Annotated in this window: 18 protein-coding genes; 8 read left to right on the top strand and 10 right to left on the bottom strand. The window is 75.1% G+C overall.

Annotation, left to right across the window (positions count from 1 at the left end; all coding sequences use genetic code 11):
• Positions 1-116 precede the first annotated feature (116 nt).
• On the top strand, positions 117-1580 hold the full coding sequence (locus ACN26Y_RS20170) for a hypothetical protein (RefSeq protein ID WP_422733268.1): 1464 nt from the start codon (positions 117-119) through the stop codon (positions 1578-1580).
• Between the two features lie 91 nt (positions 1581-1671).
• On the opposite strand, the gene ACN26Y_RS20165 is transcribed toward ACN26Y_RS20170, so the two are convergent.
• The gene (locus ACN26Y_RS20165; protein WP_422733267.1) at positions 1672-2799 is read right to left on the bottom strand and encodes an NAD-dependent epimerase/dehydratase family protein; all 1128 of its coding nucleotides are present in this window, start codon (positions 2797-2799) and stop codon (positions 1672-1674) included.
• A 193-nt stretch (positions 2800-2992) separates the two neighbouring features.
• Here ACN26Y_RS20165 and ACN26Y_RS20160 point away from each other — a divergent pair, with 193 nt between their 5' ends.
• Entirely contained in the window at positions 2993-4336 is a 1344-nt protein-coding gene (locus tag ACN26Y_RS20160; RefSeq protein ID WP_422733266.1) for a molybdopterin-dependent oxidoreductase, read from the top strand.
• On the top strand, positions 4329-4781 hold the full coding sequence (locus ACN26Y_RS20155) for a hypothetical protein (RefSeq protein ID WP_155331777.1): 453 nt from the start codon (positions 4329-4331) through the stop codon (positions 4779-4781). Before ACN26Y_RS20160 ends, ACN26Y_RS20155 begins: the two co-directional genes overlap by 8 nt.
• A 24-nt stretch (positions 4782-4805) precedes the next feature.
• Here the strand turns inward: ACN26Y_RS20155 and ACN26Y_RS20150 are convergent, their stop codons facing one another.
• Entirely contained in the window at positions 4806-5555 is a 750-nt protein-coding gene (locus ACN26Y_RS20150; protein ID WP_422733265.1) for a DNA-formamidopyrimidine glycosylase family protein, read from the bottom strand.
• A 136-nt stretch (positions 5556-5691) separates the two neighbouring features.
• Between ACN26Y_RS20150 and ACN26Y_RS20145 the strand changes: the two genes are divergently transcribed.
• Genes ACN26Y_RS20145 through ACN26Y_RS20135 form a run of 3 tightly spaced genes read left to right on the top strand, consistent with a single transcriptional unit; the run spans position 5692 to position 7594 of the window.
• Positions 5692-6453: a hypothetical protein gene (locus ACN26Y_RS20145; RefSeq protein WP_155331775.1), complete on the top strand. Its 762-nt coding sequence runs from the start codon at positions 5692-5694 to the stop codon at positions 6451-6453.
• On the top strand, positions 6453-7082 hold the full coding sequence (locus ACN26Y_RS20140; protein WP_230688657.1) for a DUF6529 family protein: 630 nt from the start codon (positions 6453-6455) through the stop codon (positions 7080-7082). The genes ACN26Y_RS20145 and ACN26Y_RS20140 overlap by 1 nt, the downstream gene beginning before the upstream one ends.
• A 29-nt stretch (positions 7083-7111) precedes the next feature.
• Entirely contained in the window at positions 7112-7594 is a 483-nt protein-coding gene (locus ACN26Y_RS20135; RefSeq protein ID WP_155331774.1) for a Rieske (2Fe-2S) protein, read from the top strand.
• 11 nt (positions 7595-7605) lie between these two features.
• Here ACN26Y_RS20135 and ACN26Y_RS20130 read toward each other — a convergent pair whose 3' ends face one another.
• From ACN26Y_RS20130 to ACN26Y_RS20115, 4 genes are read right to left on the bottom strand one after another with little or no spacing between them, the layout of a single operon-like run.
• Positions 7606-8511, bottom strand: coding sequence for a siderophore-interacting protein (locus ACN26Y_RS20130; protein WP_155331773.1), 906 nt, complete (start codon positions 8509-8511; stop codon positions 7606-7608).
• A gap of 21 nt (positions 8512-8532) precedes the next feature.
• Positions 8533-10632: an iron ABC transporter permease gene (locus tag ACN26Y_RS20125; protein WP_422734955.1), complete on the bottom strand. Its 2100-nt coding sequence runs from the start codon at positions 10630-10632 to the stop codon at positions 8533-8535.
• 5 nt (positions 10633-10637) lie between these two features.
• Positions 10638-11621, bottom strand: coding sequence for an ABC transporter substrate-binding protein (locus tag ACN26Y_RS20120; RefSeq protein ID WP_422733264.1), 984 nt, complete (start codon positions 11619-11621; stop codon positions 10638-10640).
• 28 nt (positions 11622-11649) lie between these two features.
• A complete protein-coding gene (locus tag ACN26Y_RS20115) occupies positions 11650-12483 on the bottom strand; it encodes an ABC transporter ATP-binding protein (RefSeq protein ID WP_155331771.1) in 834 nt (277 codons plus the stop codon).
• 216 nt (positions 12484-12699) lie between these two features.
• Here ACN26Y_RS20115 and ACN26Y_RS20110 point away from each other — a divergent pair, with 216 nt between their 5' ends.
• Entirely contained in the window at positions 12700-14166 is a 1467-nt protein-coding gene (locus ACN26Y_RS20110; protein ID WP_155331770.1) for a DivIVA domain-containing protein, read from the top strand.
• A gap of 427 nt (positions 14167-14593) precedes the next feature.
• Here the strand turns inward: ACN26Y_RS20110 and ACN26Y_RS20105 are convergent, their stop codons facing one another.
• Positions 14594-15226, bottom strand: a complete 633-nt coding sequence (locus tag ACN26Y_RS20105) for a MerR family transcriptional regulator (RefSeq protein WP_155331769.1) — start codon at positions 15224-15226, stop codon at positions 14594-14596.
• A 499-nt stretch (positions 15227-15725) separates the two neighbouring features.
• Between ACN26Y_RS20105 and ACN26Y_RS20100 the strand changes: the two genes are divergently transcribed.
• Positions 15726-16511 carry a helix-turn-helix domain-containing protein gene (locus ACN26Y_RS20100; protein WP_422733263.1) on the top strand — a complete coding sequence of 262 codons (786 nt, stop codon included), beginning with the start codon at positions 15726-15728 and terminating at the stop codon, positions 16509-16511.
• 204 nt (positions 16512-16715) lie between these two features.
• Here ACN26Y_RS20100 and ACN26Y_RS20095 read toward each other — a convergent pair whose 3' ends face one another.
• Genes ACN26Y_RS20095 through ACN26Y_RS20085 form a run of 3 tightly spaced genes read right to left on the bottom strand, consistent with a single transcriptional unit; the run spans position 16716 to position 19071 of the window.
• Positions 16716-18074, bottom strand: coding sequence for a cytochrome P450 (locus ACN26Y_RS20095; RefSeq protein ID WP_155331767.1), 1359 nt, complete (start codon positions 18072-18074; stop codon positions 16716-16718).
• Positions 18071-18607, bottom strand: a complete 537-nt coding sequence (locus ACN26Y_RS20090) for a flavin reductase family protein (RefSeq protein ID WP_155331766.1) — start codon at positions 18605-18607, stop codon at positions 18071-18073. The genes ACN26Y_RS20095 and ACN26Y_RS20090 overlap by 4 nt, the downstream gene beginning before the upstream one ends.
• Positions 18607-19071 carry an acyl-CoA thioesterase gene (locus ACN26Y_RS20085; protein WP_155331765.1) on the bottom strand — a complete coding sequence of 155 codons (465 nt, stop codon included), beginning with the start codon at positions 19069-19071 and terminating at the stop codon, positions 18607-18609. Before ACN26Y_RS20085 ends, ACN26Y_RS20090 begins: the two co-directional genes overlap by 1 nt.
• Positions 19072-19073 lie beyond the last annotated feature (2 nt).

Here is a 19073-nt window from a genome sequence, read left to right as displayed (position 1 = left end):
CGCGGCGGCCGGAACGTGCTTACAGATCGCTTACCGGGGGACAGATTCTTACCGACCGGTGACGGGACGCCGCTTCGCCTGCGCCACCGCGTCGCAGCCCGTACCGTGCGGTCGTTGTGACGTCCACACCGACACGAACCGCCGCCGCCCCCGCGGCGCCCGCCCGCCGGGGCCGCGCCGACCTGGTGGTGCTCGCCGTGGAGGCGGCGCTGCTGGCGGCCGCCGTGGTGGTGGGCGCGGTGCTCAACGCCCGGGGTTCGGGCCTGCACGCGGACGCCGCTCCGGCCTACGCCACCTGGCGTCCGCACGTCGGCTGGGGTACGCCGGCGGTGGTGCTGGTCGCCGTGGTGGTGCTGGTCTGGGGCGTTCCGTGGGCGCGGACCGCCCGCTGGGGCCGGCTGCTCTTCGCCGGCTGGCTGGCCTCGGTGGCGTGGACGCTCGCGCTGGCCCTGGTGGACGGCTGGTCGGCCGGTCTCGCCGAGCGGCTGACCACGCAGGCGGAGTACCTGCACGAGGTGCCCCGGGTCACCGACGTGTCCGCCGTGCTGGCCGGTTTCACCGGGCGGATCCTCGACTTCCAGCCGGACTCGTGGTCGACGCACACGGCCGGGCACCCGCCCGGGGCGCTGCTGGTCTTCGTGTGGCTCGACCGGGTCGGGCTGGGCGGCGGCGCGGTGGCCGGCCTGGTGTGCGTCCTGGCCGGCGCGACGGTTGCGGTGTCGGTGCCGGTGACCCTGCGGGCGCTGGGAGCCGACGGCGCCGCCCGGGCCCTGGTGCCGTTCCTGGTGCTGCTGCCGGGCGCGGTCTGGGTGGGGGCGTCGGCGGACGGGCTGTTCGCCGGGGTGGTGGCCGCCGGCCTGGCGCTGCTCGCGACCGGCGGCCGGTGGACGGCCTTCGCCGGCGGGCTCGTGCTGGGCTTCGCGCTGCACCTGTCGTACGGGTTCGTGCTGGTCGGGTTGCTGGCGGTGGCCGTGCTGGCGGTGCGGGCCCGGGACGGGTGGGCAGCGCTGGCCGCCGCCCTCGCCGGGGTCGCCGCCGTCGTGGTGGCGTTCACCACCGCCGGGTTCTGGTGGTGGGACGGCTACCGCCTGGTGGTCGAGCGCTACTACCAGGGGTGGGCGGCCGATCGCCCGTACGGCTACTGGGTGTGGGCGAACCTGGCCGCGCTGCTGCTGTCCGCCGGGCCGGCGGTGGGGCCGGCGCTGCGCCGGGCGCTGGTGGCCGCCGTCGGGCCGGTTCGTGGCGCGCTCGCGCGGCTCGCGGCCGGGTCGGCCGACGGCGGGGTGATCGCCGGGCCCGCGGGGCGGATCGGGCGTGCCGCGCGGTGGTGGTCGGCGATGGCGGGTGCCGTCCGGGGCGCGGGACCGGTCGTCGTGCTCCCGGTGGCCGCGGCGCTGGCGGTCGTGGCGGCGGACCTGTCCGGGCTGAGCAAGGCGGAGGTGGAGCGGATCTGGCTGCCGTTCGCGGTGTGGCTGCTGGTGGCCGTCGCGCACCTGCCGGCACGTACCCACCGGTGGTGGCTCGCCGGGCAGGCAGTGACCGCCGTGGCGGTCAACCACCTGCTGTTCACGGTCAGCTGACGGTCGCGGCGTCCGGCGGTGTGCGCCGGCTGCGACAGCGCAGGATGCGCCATGCCGTGCCGGCGCCCCGCCCGGGCATCGCGCCGGCCGGTCAGGCCGGCAGGGCGGACGGCTCCGCCGCCACGGCGGGCTCGGACGGGGCGGCCGGGGACGGCCCACCGGCGGGCACGGCGGCCGGTTCCCGCAGCGGGTCGCGGGCGAACGCGGCGACGCCCTCGGCGAAGCCGACCCGGGCGGTGTAGCCGAGGAGGCCGGCGGCGCGGCGCGGGTCGGCGACGACGTGGCGGACGTCGGCGGCGCGGGCACCGCCGACCACGAGGGGCGCGGGACCGCCCATCGCCGCGGCGAGGGTGGTCGCGAGTTCGCCGACGGTGTGCGGCTCGCCGGAGCAGACGTTGACCGGCACCAGGCCCTCCGGCGCCGGGGCGGTCAGCGCCAGCAGGTTGGCCCGCGCCACGTCGGTGACGTGCACGAAGTCGCGGCGCTGGCGGCCGTCCTCCAGCACGCGGGGCGCCCGCCCGGCCGCCAGCGCCGAGCGGAAGATCGAGGCCACGCCCGCGTACGGGGTGTCGCGGGGCATCCGGGGGCCGTAGACGTTGTGGTAGCGCAGCGCCCACACCCCGCCGCCGGTCTGCCGGGCCCAGGCGGCGGCCAGGTGCTCCTGCGCCAGCTTGGTGGCCGCGTACGTGCTGCGGGGATCGAGGGGCGCGTCCTCCGGCACCAGGGCCGGGGTGAGTGGACGGTGGCAGGCGGGGCAGGTCGGGTCGTACCGGCCGGCGGCCAGGTCGGCGGGGCGGCGCGGAGCGGGGCGGACGACGCCGTGGGCGGCGCACCGGTACGTCCCCTCCCCGTAGACGACCATCGAACTGGCCAGCACCAGCCGGGTCACGCCGGCCCGGTGCATGGCGGCGAGCAGCACGGCGGTGCCGTGGTCGTTGTGGCTGGTGTACGCCGGGGCGTCGGACGGGTCGAGGCCGTGCCCGACCATGGCGGCCTGGTGGCAGACGGCGTCCACGTCGCGCAGCAGCCGGTCCAGCAGCGCCGCGTCGCGGACGTCGCCGACCACCGGCCGGTGCGTCCGGGACCAGACCGGCAGCCCGGCCCCGTGCGCCTGCGGGAGCAGCGCGTCCAGGCCGACCACGTCGTGCCCCTCGGCGACCGCCAGGTCGACGACGTGCGACCCGACGAAGCCGGCCGCGCCGGTGACGAGTATGCGCATTCCGGTCACGCTAGGCCGGCCGGGCGCGGCGGCCCGGGTGTTCGGCCGGACCGTCACGACTTCGTAAGACCGACCCACCGGACGGGGGACCCCGCGTCGGCGCGTAAGCGGCTCGTAATGCCGCAACCGGGGCCGGGCCGTCCGCGCCCGGTCTAGCGTCGCGGTGGAGACCCGGCCACAGTGAGGAGCGCCCATGCCCGGGGACGGTGACGGCAGGCCCGCCGGCGAGCGGGAGTACGGCTTTCCCGCGCCGCTGTGGCGTGCCCTCGCCCGGCACCGGCCGCCCGGCGCCGGGGCCGTGACGCGGGGCTGGCGCAGCCCGCTGCGCGGGCCGTGGCTGACGGCCGTGTACGGCGCCGTGCTGCTCGTCGGGCTGCCCCTGGTGTTCCTCACCGGGCTGCTCGATTACCTCGCCTACGGGCCGCAGTTCGGGCAGGCGTTCCCGCGCGACGTGGGCTGGCTGCGGCTGCCCCAGGTCGACTGGCCCACCCGCCCGTCCTGGCTGTTCCGGGTCACCCAGGGGCTGCACGTGACCCTCGGGATCATGCTGATCCCGGTGGTGCTGGCCAAGCTGTGGTCGGTGATCCCGAAGCTGTTCGACTGGCCGCCCGCCCGCTCGGTGGCGCAGGTCCTCGAACGGCTCTCCCTGCTCCTGCTGGTCGGCGGGATCCTCTTCGAGATCGCCACCGGCCTGCTCAACATCCATTACGCGTACCTGTTCGGTTTCGACTTCTACACCGCGCACTACTTCGGCGCGTGGGTGTTCGTCGCGGCCCTGGTGGCGCACGTGTCGCTCAAGCTGCCGAGGATGCTCTCCGCGCTGCGGTCCCGGCGGCCGGCCGACGAGGCGCGGACCGGCACGGCGGCCACCCGGCCGGAGCCACCCGACCCGGACGGCCTGGTGGCCCCGGCGCCCGGCCCGGCGACGGTCAGCCGGCGCGGCGCGGTCGCTCTCGTCGGCGGGGGCGCGCTGCTGCTCGGCGCGCTGACCGTCGGGCAGAGCCTGGACGGCCCGCTGCGGCGCACCGCGCTGCTGCTGCCCCGGGGGCAGGACCCGGGCAGCGGCCCGAACGCCTTCCCGGTCAACCGCACCGCCGCGGCGGCCGGCATCTCCGCCGAGGACGCCGGCCCGAGCTGGCGGCTGTCCCTGCGCGGTGGTGGCCGCGAGGTCACCCTGGACCGGCCGGCCCTGCTCGCCATGGCCCAGCACACCGCGCGCCTGCCGATCGCCTGCGTGGAAGGGTGGTCCACCCTGCAGACCTGGACCGGTGTGCCGTTGCGGGACCTCGCCGCGCTGGTCGGGGTGACCGACCCGGCCGCCGCGCACGTCCGCAGCTTGGAGCAGGGCGGCCTGTTCGACCAGGCCACGCTCCAGGCCAACCAGGTCCTCGATGGGGACTCGCTGCTGGCGCTGCGGGTCAACGGCGTGGACCTGTCCGCCGACCACGGGTACCCGGCCCGGGTCATCGTGCCGGCCCTGCCCGGCGTGCACTGCACCAAGTGGGTCGCCGCCATCGACTTCCGGACCGATGGCTGAGCGGGTGGCGCGGCTCCGCGCGGCGTACGGGGCCGGGGCGCGGCACCTGCTGGTGCTGCTGGCCTGCTTCGCGGTCACCGGCTGGGTGGCGCTGCGGCTGGCCGGCGAGGCGGACGCGGTGCGGATGCTGATCTGGTTCCTCGGCGCCGTCGTGGCCCACGACCTGGTGCTGTTCCCGGTCTACGCCACGGTGGACCGGGCGCTGCGGCGGGTCGTCGGGGCGCGCCGCCGTGCCCTGCTCAACCACGTCCGCGTCCCCGCCCTCGCCTCGGCGCTGGTGTTCCTCGTGTACCTGCCCGGGATCCTCGGCCTCGGCGGCACCACCTACCGGTCGGCGACCGGCCGGGAACCGACCCCGCTGCTGGGCCGCTGGCTGGCGCTGAGTGCGCTGTTCTTCCTGGCCAGCGCGGTCGCGTACGCCGTCAGGCGGTGGCGCCGGCGGTAGGCCCGGGCCGGCTGACCGTCCCGCTCAGCCCGGAGGCTGGTCCACCGGGCAGGCGTACGCGGTGCGGGCGCCCAGCTCCCACACCCGGACCGCCGCCCCGCACCGGCGGCAGGTGTTCCGCTTGTACACCCAGCGTTCGTCCGGCGCGGCCGGGTCGCTCACCACCTGCCCGGCGTCCCGCCCGAGCGCGAGGTGCCGCACCGCGAGCGCCCACAGCTCGCCGGCGGTGCGCGGCGGCACGCCCCGCCGGTCCGGGTCGAGACCGGCGAGGAACAGCAGCTCCGCCCGCCAGGCGTTGCCGATGCCGGCCCACACCGCCTGGTCCAGCAGGGCCGCGCCGACCGCGCCGCGGGCCGCCGACAGCCGGCGTACCGCCTCGTCGGGGTCGGCGTCACCGCGCAGCGGGTCGGGGCCGAGCGAGTCCCGCAGGGCCCGCACCCGCTCCGGCGCGAGCGGTTCGCACCGTACGGGCGCGATCAGGTCGTACGCCGCCCGGTCACCGGCGAGGCGGACCCGGACACCCGGCCGGGGCGGTACGGCGGAATCGTCGTGGCGCAGGAAGAGGCCGCGCATGCCGAGGTGCACGTGCAGGGTGGGTGCGCCGTCGACGTGGTAGAGCAGGTGCTTGCCGTACGCCTCGACCGACCGCAGCGTCCGCCCGTCGTACGGCCGGGGGTCGAACCGGCCCTGCGGGCTGGACACGGCGAGCACCTGCCCGGCGAGCGCGGCGTCCTGCTCGCGCGCGTACCGGTGGACGAGGTGTCCCTCGGGCACGTCAGCGGACCGGGGCCGATGCTGCGGACATGCCGGCGGATACCCGGCGCGTCGGGGCGGAAACGCCCGGATCATCTCGGCGTGGATTGAACGACCCGGGTCCGGCAGCCGTACGTCCGGGTGGAGGGAGATGCCCATGAAGCGGATGACCCCGATGCTCACCCTGGCGACCGGGACCGTGCTCGCGGCCGTGCTGTTCACGATGAGTGCCCAGGCGGCACCACCGGCGCCGGCAGCGGGCGCGGGCGCGGGACAGGCGAACGCCGCCGCGCCACCGGGCGCCGCGCCCGGGGCGGCTCCGGACGCCCCCGGCGCCCCCGGGGCGCCCGCCGACGAGCCCGCCACGCCGGGCGCCCAGCCGGCTGCCACGTCGCCACCGCCGTCCCCGCCCGCCGCGTCGCCGGCACCGGGGACCGCCGCGGTGGACGGCACGTGGACCGGCCACCTCGACGGCGGCGCCACGATCGCCCTGACGGTCCGGCAGGGCAAGGCGGTCGCGTACGTCTGCGACGGCCGCAGCCTGGAGATCTGGCTTCGCGGCACGGTGACGGGCAAGGAGCTGGACCTCACCGGCAAGGACGGCGCGCGGCTCACCGGCACGGTCGAGGGTGACCGGGTCCGCGGCGAGGTACGCGTCGGCGACAAGCGGTGGGCGTTCACCGCCACCGCGACCGGTGGCACGTCCCCGGCGCTGTACCGGGCCACGGCGCAGGTCCGCGACGCCGGGGTCGACGGCGGTTGGATCCTGCTCGCCGACGGCACCCAGGTCGGTGTGGTGACGTGGAACGGGAAGCCGGTTGCCGCGCCGCCGCTGGACCCGGCCTTCGGCACCACGATCGTCAACGGCGTCACGATCACCGCCGTACCGGTGTTCCCCGACGCCCCGGCGGGCCGGTGATGGCGGACCACCGCCGGGGCGGCACGCACGCGCTGCCCGATCTGGACGACGGTCCGGCCGTCCAGGTGCTGCCGGACCCGTACGCGGACCCGCCCGCCCCCGCGCCGCGCGCCTCGCTCGTCGTGCCGCTGCTGGTCGGCGCGGCGGTCGCGGTGGCGCTCGGCGTCTACGGCCGTACGCACACCCCGACCGGGATCGCGGTCAACGTGGCCGGCTTCTCCGGCCCGCAGACGGTGAAGGTGTGGCTCGGGACCGGCGCGGCGTTCTTCGCCGTGGTGCAGCTGCTGTCGGCGCTGGCGATGTGGGGCCGGCTGGGCCGCGTAACCGCGTCCTGGGCCGGCGGCGCGCACCGCTGGTCCGGGCGGATCGCCTTCCTGCTGGCCGTGCCGGTCGCGGTGCACTGCCTCTACGCGCTCGGCTTCGCCGACCACGACCTGCGCACGCTCGCCCACTCGGTGTTCGGCTGCTTCTTCTTCGGCGCGTTCACCACCAAGATGCTGGCGCTGCCCCGCCGGGGGCTCGCCGGCTGGGTCCTCCCGGTCGTCGGTGGTGTGGTCTTCACCGTGCTGATGCTGGTCTGGTTGACCTCGTCGGTCTGGTACTTCACGACGTTCGGGTTCCAGCGGTGACGCGGGCCCCATCCGGAGAGGACACGCCCATGAACGAGGACGCGGGCACCGCGTCACGGCGGGCCGTGCTGGCGGGCACCGGGGCGGCCGGCGTCACCGCGGTGCTGGCCGGCTGCCAGACGTACGGGGCGGCGTCCGCCCCGGCTCCGGCGGCTCCGGCGGCTCCCGTCGCCCCGGCGGCGACCGGGACGGCGGGGCCGCCCCCGGCGGGCGGGGAGGGTGCCGCTCCCGCGCTGGCCCGCCTGGCCGACATCCCGGTCGGGGGTGGACGCATCTTCGCCGAGCGGGGGGTGGTGCTGACCCAGCCGACGGCCGGCACGGTCAAGGCCTTCTCGGCGACGTGCACGCACGCCGGCTGCACGGTCAGCTCGGTCGCCGACGGCACGATCGTGTGCGCCTGCCACAACAGTCGGTTCGACATCGCCGACGGCTCGGTCCGCGGCGGCCCGGCCGGCTCCCCGCTGCCGCCCGCCGCGGTGACGGTCGACGGCGACGCCGTCCGCCTGGCCTGACCGGCGGCGGCTCAGGCCGGGTCGGCGCGGCCGATCCGCCAGTAGCCCATGAAGGCCACCGCCCGCCGGTCCAGCCCACGCTCGCTGACCAGGTGCCGGCGCAGCGTACGGATGACGCCGGCCTCACCGGCCAGCCACGCGTACACGGGCACCGGGGCGGCCGGCGTCGGGACCTCCCAGAGGATCTCCGCGTCGACGTCGACGTCGGCGACCGGTTCCTCGGCCCCGCCCGCCGCTCCGGCGAGCAGGTCGGTCGCCGCGGCCGACACCGCCGGCACCAGCCGCGACCCGTACGCGTCGCCGCCGCGGGCGAGCCAGCTCACCGTGACACCCGCGGGTGCGGTCACCGGCAGCACGTCGTCGGCCTCGGGCACCTCCAGCAGGACCCGCCCCGCGGCGGTCGCCGGCAACCGCTCCAGGATGGCGCAGATCGCCGGGACGGCCGTCTCGTCGCCGGCCAGCAGCAGGTGCCCGGCGGCGGGCGGGCGGAACTCGATGCCGCCGTGGTCGCCGTCGAAGCCCGCGTCGGGGCCGAGGATCGCGATGCCGTCGCCGGGTCGTACGCGACGCGCCCAGCGGGTCGCCGGGCCGCCGTCGCCGTGCAGGACGAGGTCGACGTCCACCTCGGACAGCTCCGGCCGGACCGCCCGGACGGTGTAGGTGCGGATCGGGTTGCGCTCGTGCTCGGGCAGGGCCCGCCACCGCGCGTACCAGTCCGGGCCCTCCGGCAGCCGCGCCCCGCGCTCGCCCGGCAGCGGGAACGCCAGCTTGATCCGCTGGTCGTAGCCGTTGTCGGCGAACCGGTCCAGGTCCGGCCCGGTGAAGGTGACCCGCACGAACGACGGGCTGAGCCGGTGTACCGCGCGGACCTCGACGGTGAACATCCGCCACGGTGCGACGGGCAGGGTCTGGGTCATGGTGCCTCTCTCGGACGGGCGCTACCGCGCGGCGGCGGCGGTGGCACGGGATCGCCACAGCAGCCAGACGAAGTACGGGGTGCCGATGATGGCCGTCACCAGGCCGGCCGGGATCTGGGCGGGGGCGATGACGGTGCGGCCGAGGGTGTCGGCGACGCTGACCAGGACGGCGCCGAGCAGCGCGGCGACCGGCAGCACCCGGGCGTGCCGCCCGCCGACGAGCGCGCGGGCGGCGTGCGGGGCGACCAGGCCGACGAAGCCGATCACACCGACGGCGGAGACGGCGGTCGACGTGAGCAGGGCCGCCGCGCCGAGCGCGACGAGGCGGGTGCGTTCCAGCCGTACGCCGAGCACCCGAGGCGTGTCGTCGTCGAGGGCCAGCAGGTCCAGCTCGCGCCGGGCGGCCACGACCGCCGGGGTGAGCACCAGCAGGGCGATCGCCACCGGAAGCACCTGGGCCGCGGTGCGGCCGTACGTCGAGCCGGAGAGCCAGGTCAGCGCCTTGCCGGTGTTCCACGGGTCGAACGCGACGATCAGGAAGGTGATCACCGCCATGCCGCCCTGCCAGGCGCCGAACCCGATGAGGACCAGCCGGTCGGAGCTGAGCCCGCCGCGCCAGGCGGCGCCGTAGACCAGGGCGAACGCCAGGATCGCGCCGAGGCCCGCGACGCCGGAGACGGCCCACACCCCGGCCAGCGGCACGAAGGTGAGCAGCGCGACCGCGCCGAGCCCGGCCCCGGCGGTGATGCCGAGGATGCCCGGCTCCGCGAGCGGGTTGCGGCAGACCGCCTGCACGGTGGTGCCGGCGACCGCGAGCGCCGCGCCGGCCAGCACCGCCGCGGCGACCCGCGGCCACCGCTGGTCCAGCACGAACGTGTACGCCGGTCCGGTTCGGCCCTGGAACCAGTTGACGATGTCGCCGAAGAGCACCCAGGTGTCCCCGGCGAGCATGCCGACGGACACCGCCACGACGGCGGCCACCGCGGCGACGGCGACGACGGTCCGGTGGAAGGCGCCGGAGCGGACGGCGGCGTGGCCGCCGGGCGGTCGGCGGGTGGGTCCGGCGTCCCGGTGCCGGCGGGCGAGCCAGATGAGGACGGCCGCCCCGAGCAGCGTGGTGACCACGCCGGTGGGGATGTCCACGCCCGCCTGGCCGCCCATGACGGCGCGCAGCAGGACGTCCGAGCCGAGCACGATGGCCGCGCCGGCGATGCCGGACAGCGGCAGCAGGGCGCGGTGCCGGTGTACGCCGGGCACCACCGGCCCGAGCAGGCGGACGATGACCGGGGCGCAGAGGCCGACGAAGCCGACCGGCCCGGTCAGGGTGACCGCGGCGGCGGACAGCAGCACGGCGAGCACGGTGACGACGAGCCGGGTACGCCGCACGTCGAGCCCGAGGACGGTCGCGGTGTCGTCGCCGAGGGCGAGGATGTCGAGGCGGTGGCCGAGCAGCAGCAGTGCGACGACGGCGGCCAGCATCACCGGGGCGAGCTGGGTCAGCGCGACCAGGTCGCTCTGGACTAGCGAGCCGTTGCCCCACGCGAACAGCCCGATGGTGGCCTGCTCGAAGAGGAGCAGCAGGAGCATCGTCAGCGAGCTGAGGGCGAGCGCGGTGGCCGACCCGGCGAGGATGAGCCGGGTGGTGCCGGCCTGCCCGCCCGCTGACATCGCCATCACCAGGGTCGCCGCCGCGAGGCCGCCACCGAAGGCGAGTGCGCCGGCCGGTAGGGCGGGCAGCGCGATGCCGAACGCGGCGACGGAGACGATGGCCAGGTGGGCGCCCGCGTTGACGGCGAGCGTGTCCGGCGAGGCGAGCGGGTTGCGGGCGATCGACTGGAGGGCGGCGCCGGCGAAGCCCAGGGCCACGCCGATGGCGAGCCCGGCGAGCAGCCGTGGGATGCGGGACGCCACCAGCACCCGGGCGGCCTCGTCGTCGCCGCCGGTGACCAGGCGCAGCAGGTCGAGGGCGCCGACGGTGGAGGTGCCCTGGGTGATATGCACCGCGGCGACCACGAGCAGGAGCAGGGTCGCGGCGGCGAAGGCCCCGGTGAGGCGGGGGACGGAGGGCCGCCCGGCCGGAGCCGGCCGGGTGGCCGGCTCCGGGCGCGGGGGTGCGGACAGCTGGGTCACACCGTGTAGGTCTTCACGAGCTGGTCGATGTACTGCTTGCCGGAGAGCGGCCCGCCGAAGGTCCAGATCCCGTCCGGCATCTTGTGCAGGTTGCCCTTCTGCACGAACGGCAGGGACTTCCAGACGGCGTTGCCGGCGAGGCCGTCGGCGAAGACGTCGGTGCCGTCCGAGGCGTTGTAGAAGAAGTGCAGGTTCGGGTCCTTGAGGACGGTCAGCCCCTCGACGTCGGTCTGGCCCAGGCCCCACACCTCGTCGGTCTTGCCGGTCCAGGCGTTGGTCAGGCCGAGCTGGATGCCGAGCTGGGAGACCAGCGAGCCCTGACCGAACATCCGGATGCTGACCGTGCTGCCCTCCTTCCAGCCGTCCGCGATGGCGAACGGCCGGCCGGCCGCGCCGGCGTCGGCGATCTTCTTCTTGCCGTCGGCGAGGGCGGCGTCGAAGTCGGCGAGCAGCTTCTCCGCCTCGGTGGTCTTGCCGACGGCGGTGGCGATCATGTTCAGGTCCGACCGCATCCGGCCGAGGTTGTCCTTCGCGTCGCTGCCCTTGGTCACGATGACCGGGACGTACTTCTCCAACTGGGCGACGAGGGCACCGCCCCGGTCGTCCTCCATCACGACGAGGTCCGGCTGGAGGGCGACGACGGAGTCGACGCTGGGCTCGGAGCGGGTGCCGACGTCCTTGACCGACGAGTCGAGCTTGGCGGCGGTCACCCAGGTGGCGTAGCCCTTCGTGTCGGCGACGCCGACCGGCATGACGCCGAGGCTGACGAGCATCTCGACCTCACCCCACTCCAGGCCCACGACCTTGGTGGCCGGGGCCTTCAGGGTGACGGCCTTGCCGCGGCTGTCGGTGACGGTGACCGGGCCGGCGGCGGCGGAGCTGGTGGCCGCGGGGGTGGCGGTGTTCTCGGTGGTGCCGCAGGCGCTGAGCAGCAGCGCGGCCGCGGCGGCGAGCAGCGCGGTGACACGGGTACGGGTCATGGAGGTTTCTTTCTCGGGTAGTGACGGTTCAGCCGGGCACCCGGCTGGTGTGCCGGCCGACCGGGCGGGTGGAGAGCAGGCCGGTGACGGGGTCGGTGGTGACCTCGACGCGGATGCCGTAGGTGGCGCTGAGGTCCTCCTCGGTGAGCACGTCGACGGGCGCGCCGGTCGCGCGGACCCGTCCGGCGTGCAGGAGCACCACCTCGTCGGCGACGGCCGCGGCCTGGTTGAGGTCGTGCAGCACCACGCCGACCGCGACGTCGTGCTCGTCGGCGAGGTCCCGGACCAGGTCGAGGATCTCCACCTGGTACCGGAGGTCGAGGAAGGTCGTGGGCTCGTCGAGCAGCAGCACGGGGGTGTCCTGGGCCAGGCAGGTGGCCAGCCACACCCGTTGGAGCTCGCCGCCGGAGAGCTCGTCGACCGGCCGGTCGGCCATCGCGGCGACGCCGGTGACGGTCATGGCGCGGCCGACGGCGGCGGGGCCGTCGGGGTCGTCGGCCCGCCAGCGCCCGCGGTACGGGTGGCGGCCGTAGCCGACCACGTCGCGCACGGTGACCCCGCTGGGCACCGGTCGGCTCTGGGCGAGCAGGGTGACCCGGCGGGCGAACTCCCGGGCGGGCAGGCCGGCGGCGTCCCCGCCGTCGGCCAGCAGCACCTGGCCACCGCCGACCGGGTGCAGCCGGGCCAGTGCGCGCAGCAGTGTGGACTTGCCGCTGCCGTTGGGGCCGACGAGGGCGGTCACCGTGCCGGGGCGGAGCGCGATGGACGCGCCGTGCACCACGGTCGCTCCGTGGTAACCCAGGCTCAGCTCCACGCCGCGAAGGCGGGGCGTTGCGGCGCTCGACCGCACTGCACTCGACATGCGGTTAGGTTAGCCTTACCTGATCAAGTGTCAAGACGCGGGGGGTCCTCGCGGTCCGAACGTCCGGGTCCGGCCGACCACCTCGCCACCTCTGCGTGCCGACAGGTGGGGCAGGGGTTCAACCCGTTCACCGACGGCGGTAGCGTGTCGCCACATCGTTGCCCGTGGGGCGGTCCCTCCCCGGCGTGGCGTTCGCGATCGTACGGAGGATGCAGCATGTCCCACGGCGACGAGCCGTTCGCGGTCCGCGACGACAACACGTCGCGGCCCACCTTCGACACCGCGCTGCGCGGCTACGACAAGCGGCAGGTGGACCGGCACCTCGACCAGCTCGACGGCGAGCTGGTCCGGACGGCGGCCGACCGCGACGAGGCGCGCTCCCGGCTGGACGCCCTGTCCGAGCAGGTCGGGCAGCTCGAGGCGGAGGTCGCCGAGCTGCGCGAACGGCCGGCGCGGGTCGACCGGGCCGCGTTCCGCGACCTCGGCCCGATGGTCGAGCAGATCCTGGCGCTGGCCGAGCGGCAGGCCGAGGTGATCGGGGAGGCCGCCGCAACCCGGGCGGCCGAGCTGGAGGCCGCGGCGGAGAAGGCACTCACCGACGCGCGGGAGCACGCGGCGCGTACCCTCCGCGAGTTCGAGGAGGAGCTGGCCGCGCGCCGCGCCACGCAGGAGAAGGTGGACGAGGAGCGGCGCGCCGCCGCCCAGGCCGAGCTGGCCGAGATCCGGGCCGCGGCCGAGCAGCTGCGGGAGGCCGGGGAGGCCGCCCACGAGCGGGCCCGGCAGGAGGCGAACCGCATCGAGGAGCAGAGCGCCCAGAAGATCGAGCAGGCCCGGGCCGAGGCCGAGGCGTTCCTGACCTCCGCGCGGACCCAGATCCAGCAGGAGGTGCAGGCCGCGCGTAGCCGTACGCAGGAGGAGCTGACGCGCTGGCAGGCCACCGTGGAGCGGGAGCTGAACGACCGGCGCACCGCCGCCGAGCAGGAGCTGACCGAGCAGAATGCCGCCGCCGAGCGGGAGCTGGCCGCGCAGCGCACCGCCGCCGAGCAGGAGATCGCCACGCTCATCGCCGAGGCGCAGCAGTACGCCGCCAAGGTCCGCCAGCGCGCTGACGAGCAGGCCACCACCCACCAGCAGCAGCTCGCCACGGTGCAGCAGAGCGTCCGGGACCGCCGGGAGACGCTCACCCGGCTCCAGTCCGAGTTGGAGACCACCCAGCAGCAGCTCGAACAGGTCCGCCAGGAGGGGGACACCACCGAGCGGGAGCTGGTCACGGTGCGCCAGCGTCTCGGCGAGACCCGGCGGGAGCTGGCCGACCAGTTGCACCGGCTGGAGGAGGCCCGACGGGCGGCGGACTCCGCCGAGACGCACGCCAAGGAGGTGCGGGCGCGGGTCAAGCGGGAGGCGAAGCGGGTGGCCGACCTGGCCGCGGCGGCGGTGATGGCGGCCGCCGGCGGTGGCGAGACGGCCGAGTACCCGCAGGTGGTCGCGCGTACCGGCAGCGAACCCGCGCCCGCCGGACGACTTGCGGGGGACTCGCCGGCCGAGGCGGGTGCCCACCGGGCGCCGGACGAGACCCCGGGACCGGCCGGCGACGAGCCGGCCGGCGCCGAGCGACCGTCCGGGGAGGAGTCGGCGGCGCCGGATCCGGCCGGCGCGAAGGAGACGGTGGCCGCCGGCGGCTGAGCGACGCCGGGCCGCGACGACGTGACCCACCCGAACGGCCGCGCCGGCTTCCGGATCGGCCGTTCGGCTCATGGGGTACGGCGATTGGTGGACCGGCGTACGCCGTTGCGTGCCGGCCGTCTTCGGCCGGACGGCGAGCGGCGGTCCTTTTCCGACGACGCCGGTACGACGGCGAGAATCGCCAACGGCCGGCGCGGAGTTCCACCCTCCCCGACACCGGCCCGGGGAATTCCCCAGCGTTAGCGCCAACCCCACCCGGGGCGGGCGCAGCGGGCGGCCGAGGGCATTTCCCGGGGCGCGGATCGGCCACGAAAAGCGACCCGGCATTCACGCTCGGCGTTCGCCGGCCACCCCGGCGCGACGGCCCGAGCCCCCGAGTCGATCTTCTCTGAGATTGCGCCACTGGTTCGGTATCGAACACGCTCCGCTATGGAAGTTGCGCATCCGAGTGACGACGGTTGCCGGCGTGGTGGGTGAGGGCCATCCGCCGCAGCGCGGTCAACGCCACGTCCAGGAGGACGAGGCGGGCGGTCAGGCGCATGCACGCCTCCGCGTCCGGCGGGTCGGCCGGCACGTCCGTGGCCTCGTACGCACCCAGCTCCCGCGCGGCCTCGGCGTACGCGTCGAACACCTCGACCCCGTCCGACCAGCCGAGCCGCCGCAGCATCGCCAGCACCTGGGCGAGCGTCCGCCGTTCCGCCGCGTCGTCGTCCACCTGCCAGCCCAGCCGCTCGACGTATCCGTCGACCTCGCGGCGCACGTCATCCTCCCCGTCCACGGCCGGCATCGCCGCCACCGTGGCGTTGATCACCGTACACAGTCCACGGAGTGGACGGCCCCGCGAGTCGATCGCCGCCAGCACCTCGCGCACGTCCGAGATCCCGAGCCGACCGGGGCCGGTGAGGACCTGGATGAACCGCAGGCGGGCGAGGTGTTCCTCGGCGTACTCGGCCTGGTTGCGACCGGTGCGCACGCCGGGCTGGAGTAGCCCCTCACGCAGGTAGAACTTGATTGTCGGGACGGACAGGCCGCTCTGCTTGCTGAGCTCCGAAATGCGCATCTAATTCCATTACACTCGCCGCCGACCTCGCACGCCATAGTGTCCCACAGCGGCCGACCGGCAGCGCGAGCGCCGATCGGAGAGCAACTCTACATGCACACATGGCGACCCGGAAGTGTGTCGTGGACACCAGTGATTACCACTGTCGACCGGCCCGTCCGGCGGCCCTGGGATTCTCATTCTTGCCGGTTACGAAGCGTTACCGGCGGCCGGCCGACACCTGGCAGGACGTTGCCGCACACAATCGTCTCGGCTAATATCCATTCCGTTCTGACCTGCCTGTCCAGGTGCCTGAGGAGTTTATTGAACGGACGCCGACAGCCATTGAATGACTGACTGAACGTCCAGATCCGCAACCAGGCCGGTCACTCCAGAAACCGCTGGAGAAAGAACGCGCCCCGACATCGGACGATTCGCCCGACCGGCGACCGAAAATGTCGGCACAATGCGTTCGACGGTACTGGGCAACCATTTTCGACAAACCTGGGGGAGACGAAACGTGTCGCACACTGTCGAGAAAGTTGCCGAGCGTGTCATCGAGTTGATGCACAATGATCTGAGCAGGCAACTCACCATTGACGAAATGGCACGCACCGCCATGTTCAGCAAATTCCACTTCTCCCGCATCTTCCAGAGGGCGACCGGGGTGACCCCGGCGCGCTTCCTGTCGGCGCTGCGCCTGCAGCGCGCGAAGCAGCTGCTGGTCTCCACGTCCATGACGGTCGCGGACATCAGCATCCAGGTCGGGTACACCAGCGTGGGGACCTTCAGCTCGCGGTTCAGCCGCAGTGTCGGCCTCTCCCCCACCACCTACCGGCGGCTGGGAGGCTTCACGCCACAGGTACCGGTCATGGACCACGCCCTGCCGGAGTCGGCCACCGGGTCGGTGAGCGGTGCCATCCGGGCCTCGTCGTCCCACGAGCCCGCCCTCATCTTCGCGGGGCTGTTCCCGGACCGGATCCCCGAGGGGCGTCCGGTCCGGTGCGCGATCATGCGGGAGCCCGGCCGGCTGCACCTCGACCGGGTGCCCGAGGGCGAGTGGTACCTGCTCGCCCACTCGGTCGCCGGCAACGATCCGGAGGGCTCCCTGGCCGAGCCGTACCCGGCCTGCGTCGGCAGCGTGGGGCCGTTGACGGTGCGACGTGGCATCGTCACGCGGTCCCGCGACCTCCAGCTCTCGCCGACCCGCTCGGTCGACCCGCCGGTGCTGCTGGCCCTGCTCGACGTCCGCCGCGCGGCGGTGCACGAACAGAGCCGGCGGGAACTGGCCGGAGCGGCCGCCTGAGCGGCCGCGCGACCCGCCTGCCCGACGGGACGCCGGTGGGGTCCACAGGGGACCCGGCCGGCGTCCCGCCGCGTACCCGGCACACCGCCGGGCACGGCGGTGTGCCCGACCGGGCGGCACCACGGCCACGGCGACGTCGTCGCCCGGCCGGCACGCGCGACGAATGGGCGGGTGCCTGCGCACCCGCCCACCCGTCGCGCCGACTCAGATCGCCGGCTGGACCGTCATCGACAGGCCGCCCCGCACCCGCAGCGACAGCATCGGCTCGGCCACCACCCGCTGTCCGGCCGGGGCCACCAGCGCGAACTCCCGCGACACCATCGCCACCACGAACACGGCCTCCATCAGGCCCAGGTGGTTGCCGACGCAGAACCTCGGCCCGGCACCGAACGGCACGTACGCGTACCGGGGCCGGTCCGCCGTCGCCTCCGGGTCGAACCGCGCCGGGTCGAACCGCTCCGGCTCCGGCCAGAACGCCGGGTGCCGGTGCAGGGTGTACGGGCAGATCAGCACGTCCGCGCCGGCCGGCACCCGATACCCGTCCACGACGTCGGCGCCGCGCGCCCGGCGGGACAGCATCCACACCGGCGGGTAGAGCCGCATCGCCTCGCTGACCACCATCTTCGTGTACGTCAGTCGGGCCAGGTCGGCGTACTCGGGAGGCCGGTCGCCGAGCACCTCGACCGCCTCCTCGCGCAGCCGCCGCCGTACCCACGGATGCCGGTCTACCAGGTGGAAGGTCCAGCCGAGCGTGCTCGCGGTGGTCTCGTGACCGGCCAGCAGCAGCGTCACCAGTTCGTCGCGCATCCGCTGCCGGGCCACCCGGGGATCCGGTTCGTCGCGGGTGGAGGCGATCAGCCGGGACAGCGCGTCGTCGGCGCCCGCCACGTCGCCGCGGGCGGTCCGGTCGGCGACCAGCCGGCCGACGATCCGCTCGAGTTCCCGGCGGGCCCGCCGGAACCGCAGCTGCTGCGGCAGCGGCACCCACATCGGCACCATGCTCATCGAGGCCATCTCGAACATGGCCTGGTTCTGCATCTCCTCGAAGGCCGCCCCGACGGTCGTGAACGCGTCGAGGTCGGCGTCGAGCAGCGTCCGGCCGAGGACGCCGAGGGTCAGCGCGGTGAACTCGTCGGTCAGGTTCACCACGCCCGCGCCGCGGCGGGCCCGCAGCCGGGCGATGAGCCGCTCGGCCTCCTCCGCCACCGCGTGGGCCTGGCCGGCGATGCGCTTGGCCTGGAACACCGGCTGGATCACCCGCCGCTGCTTGCGCCACAGCTCGCCCTCGCTGGTCAGCAGGCCGTCGCCGAGCGCCCGCCGGGCGTGCACGAGCCCGAGCCCCTTGGTGTAGTTCTGACTGTTGTCGGCCAGGACGTGCTTGGCGTGGTCGGGGTGGTTGAAGAAGTACAGCGCGCGGGGCCCGGCCCCGAGCCGGACGGCGTCGCCGTAGCGGGCGGCGGAGGTCATCAGACCCAGCCGGTCCCGGCCGAGCTGCCACAGCGACCGCAGGAGGGCGGGGCCGGTCGGCCCGGGATAGGTCCGGCCGGCCGCCACCAGCGTCACGTCGCCACCCCGCTCGGTTCGGCCGCGACGCGGCGGAAGCGGCCCCGGAGGAACAGCACCGGATCGTCGTCGCCGCGCCGCTCGGCCGACAGCAGCCGCCCCGTGACGATGCTGTGGTCGCCGCCGTCGTACACCTGCCAGACGGCGCACTCGAACCGGGCCAGCGCGCCGTCGATCAGCGGCGTCCCGGTCACCCGGCCCGGCGTCCACTCCACCGTGTCGAACTGGGCCGCGCCCAGCGGGCGCCGGCGGTCGGCGAAGTGCCGGGCCACCTTCTCCTGGTCGTCGGCGAGGACGGAGACGCCGAAGACCCCGCTGGCGAGGAGCCGGTCGTGCATGACGGCCCGGCGGTCCACGCAGACCAGCACCAGCGGCGGGTCGAGGGAGACCGACGTGAACGAGTTGGCCGTCATGCCGTGCGGCAGCGGGCCACCGACCGACACCACCGTCACCCCGGTCGCGAAGGTCCCGAACGCCCCGCGCAGCCCGTCCGGGTCGGTGGCCGCGACGGGTGTCACCTGGTCGATGCTCATCAGGTCCTCCTGGTTCCGGCCGGTTGCGCCCCGGTCGGGGCGCGGTACGGGCGCAGGGCCCGCACCAGCGCCTCCGGCACACGCGCCGGCCGGGTCCGAGTGTTCGGTCCCCGCATGCAGGCCACCCGCTGCCGGCCCCGGGCGACGAGCGTGCTGCCGCCGCCCGGGTCGAGCCGGACGTAGTCGAAGCTGAACTCCAGCTGCGTCTGGGCGAGGTCGACCAGCCGCATCCGGATGGACAACTCGTCGAAGGCGGTGATCTCGGCGAAGAACTCGCAGTCGACCTTCAGGGTGAACAGCTTCAGGTCGTCGCGGACGTCGGCGAGCACCTCCGGGGCGCGCTCGTGGAGGAACATCTCCCGGCACCGGCCCTGCCAGCGCAGGTAGTTGACGTAGTAGACGTTGCCGACGAGGTTGGTCTCCTCGAACCCGACGATGTGCCGGTACTCGTAGTAGTCGCCCATCG

The organism is Micromonospora sp. WMMD558 (genome assembly GCF_049315255.1).
In the GTDB taxonomy this organism is placed as follows: Bacteria; Actinomycetota; Actinomycetes; order Mycobacteriales; family Micromonosporaceae; genus Micromonospora.
Note: the sequence above shows the minus strand (reverse complement) of the source record. Positions and strands in the feature narration are given on the sequence as shown.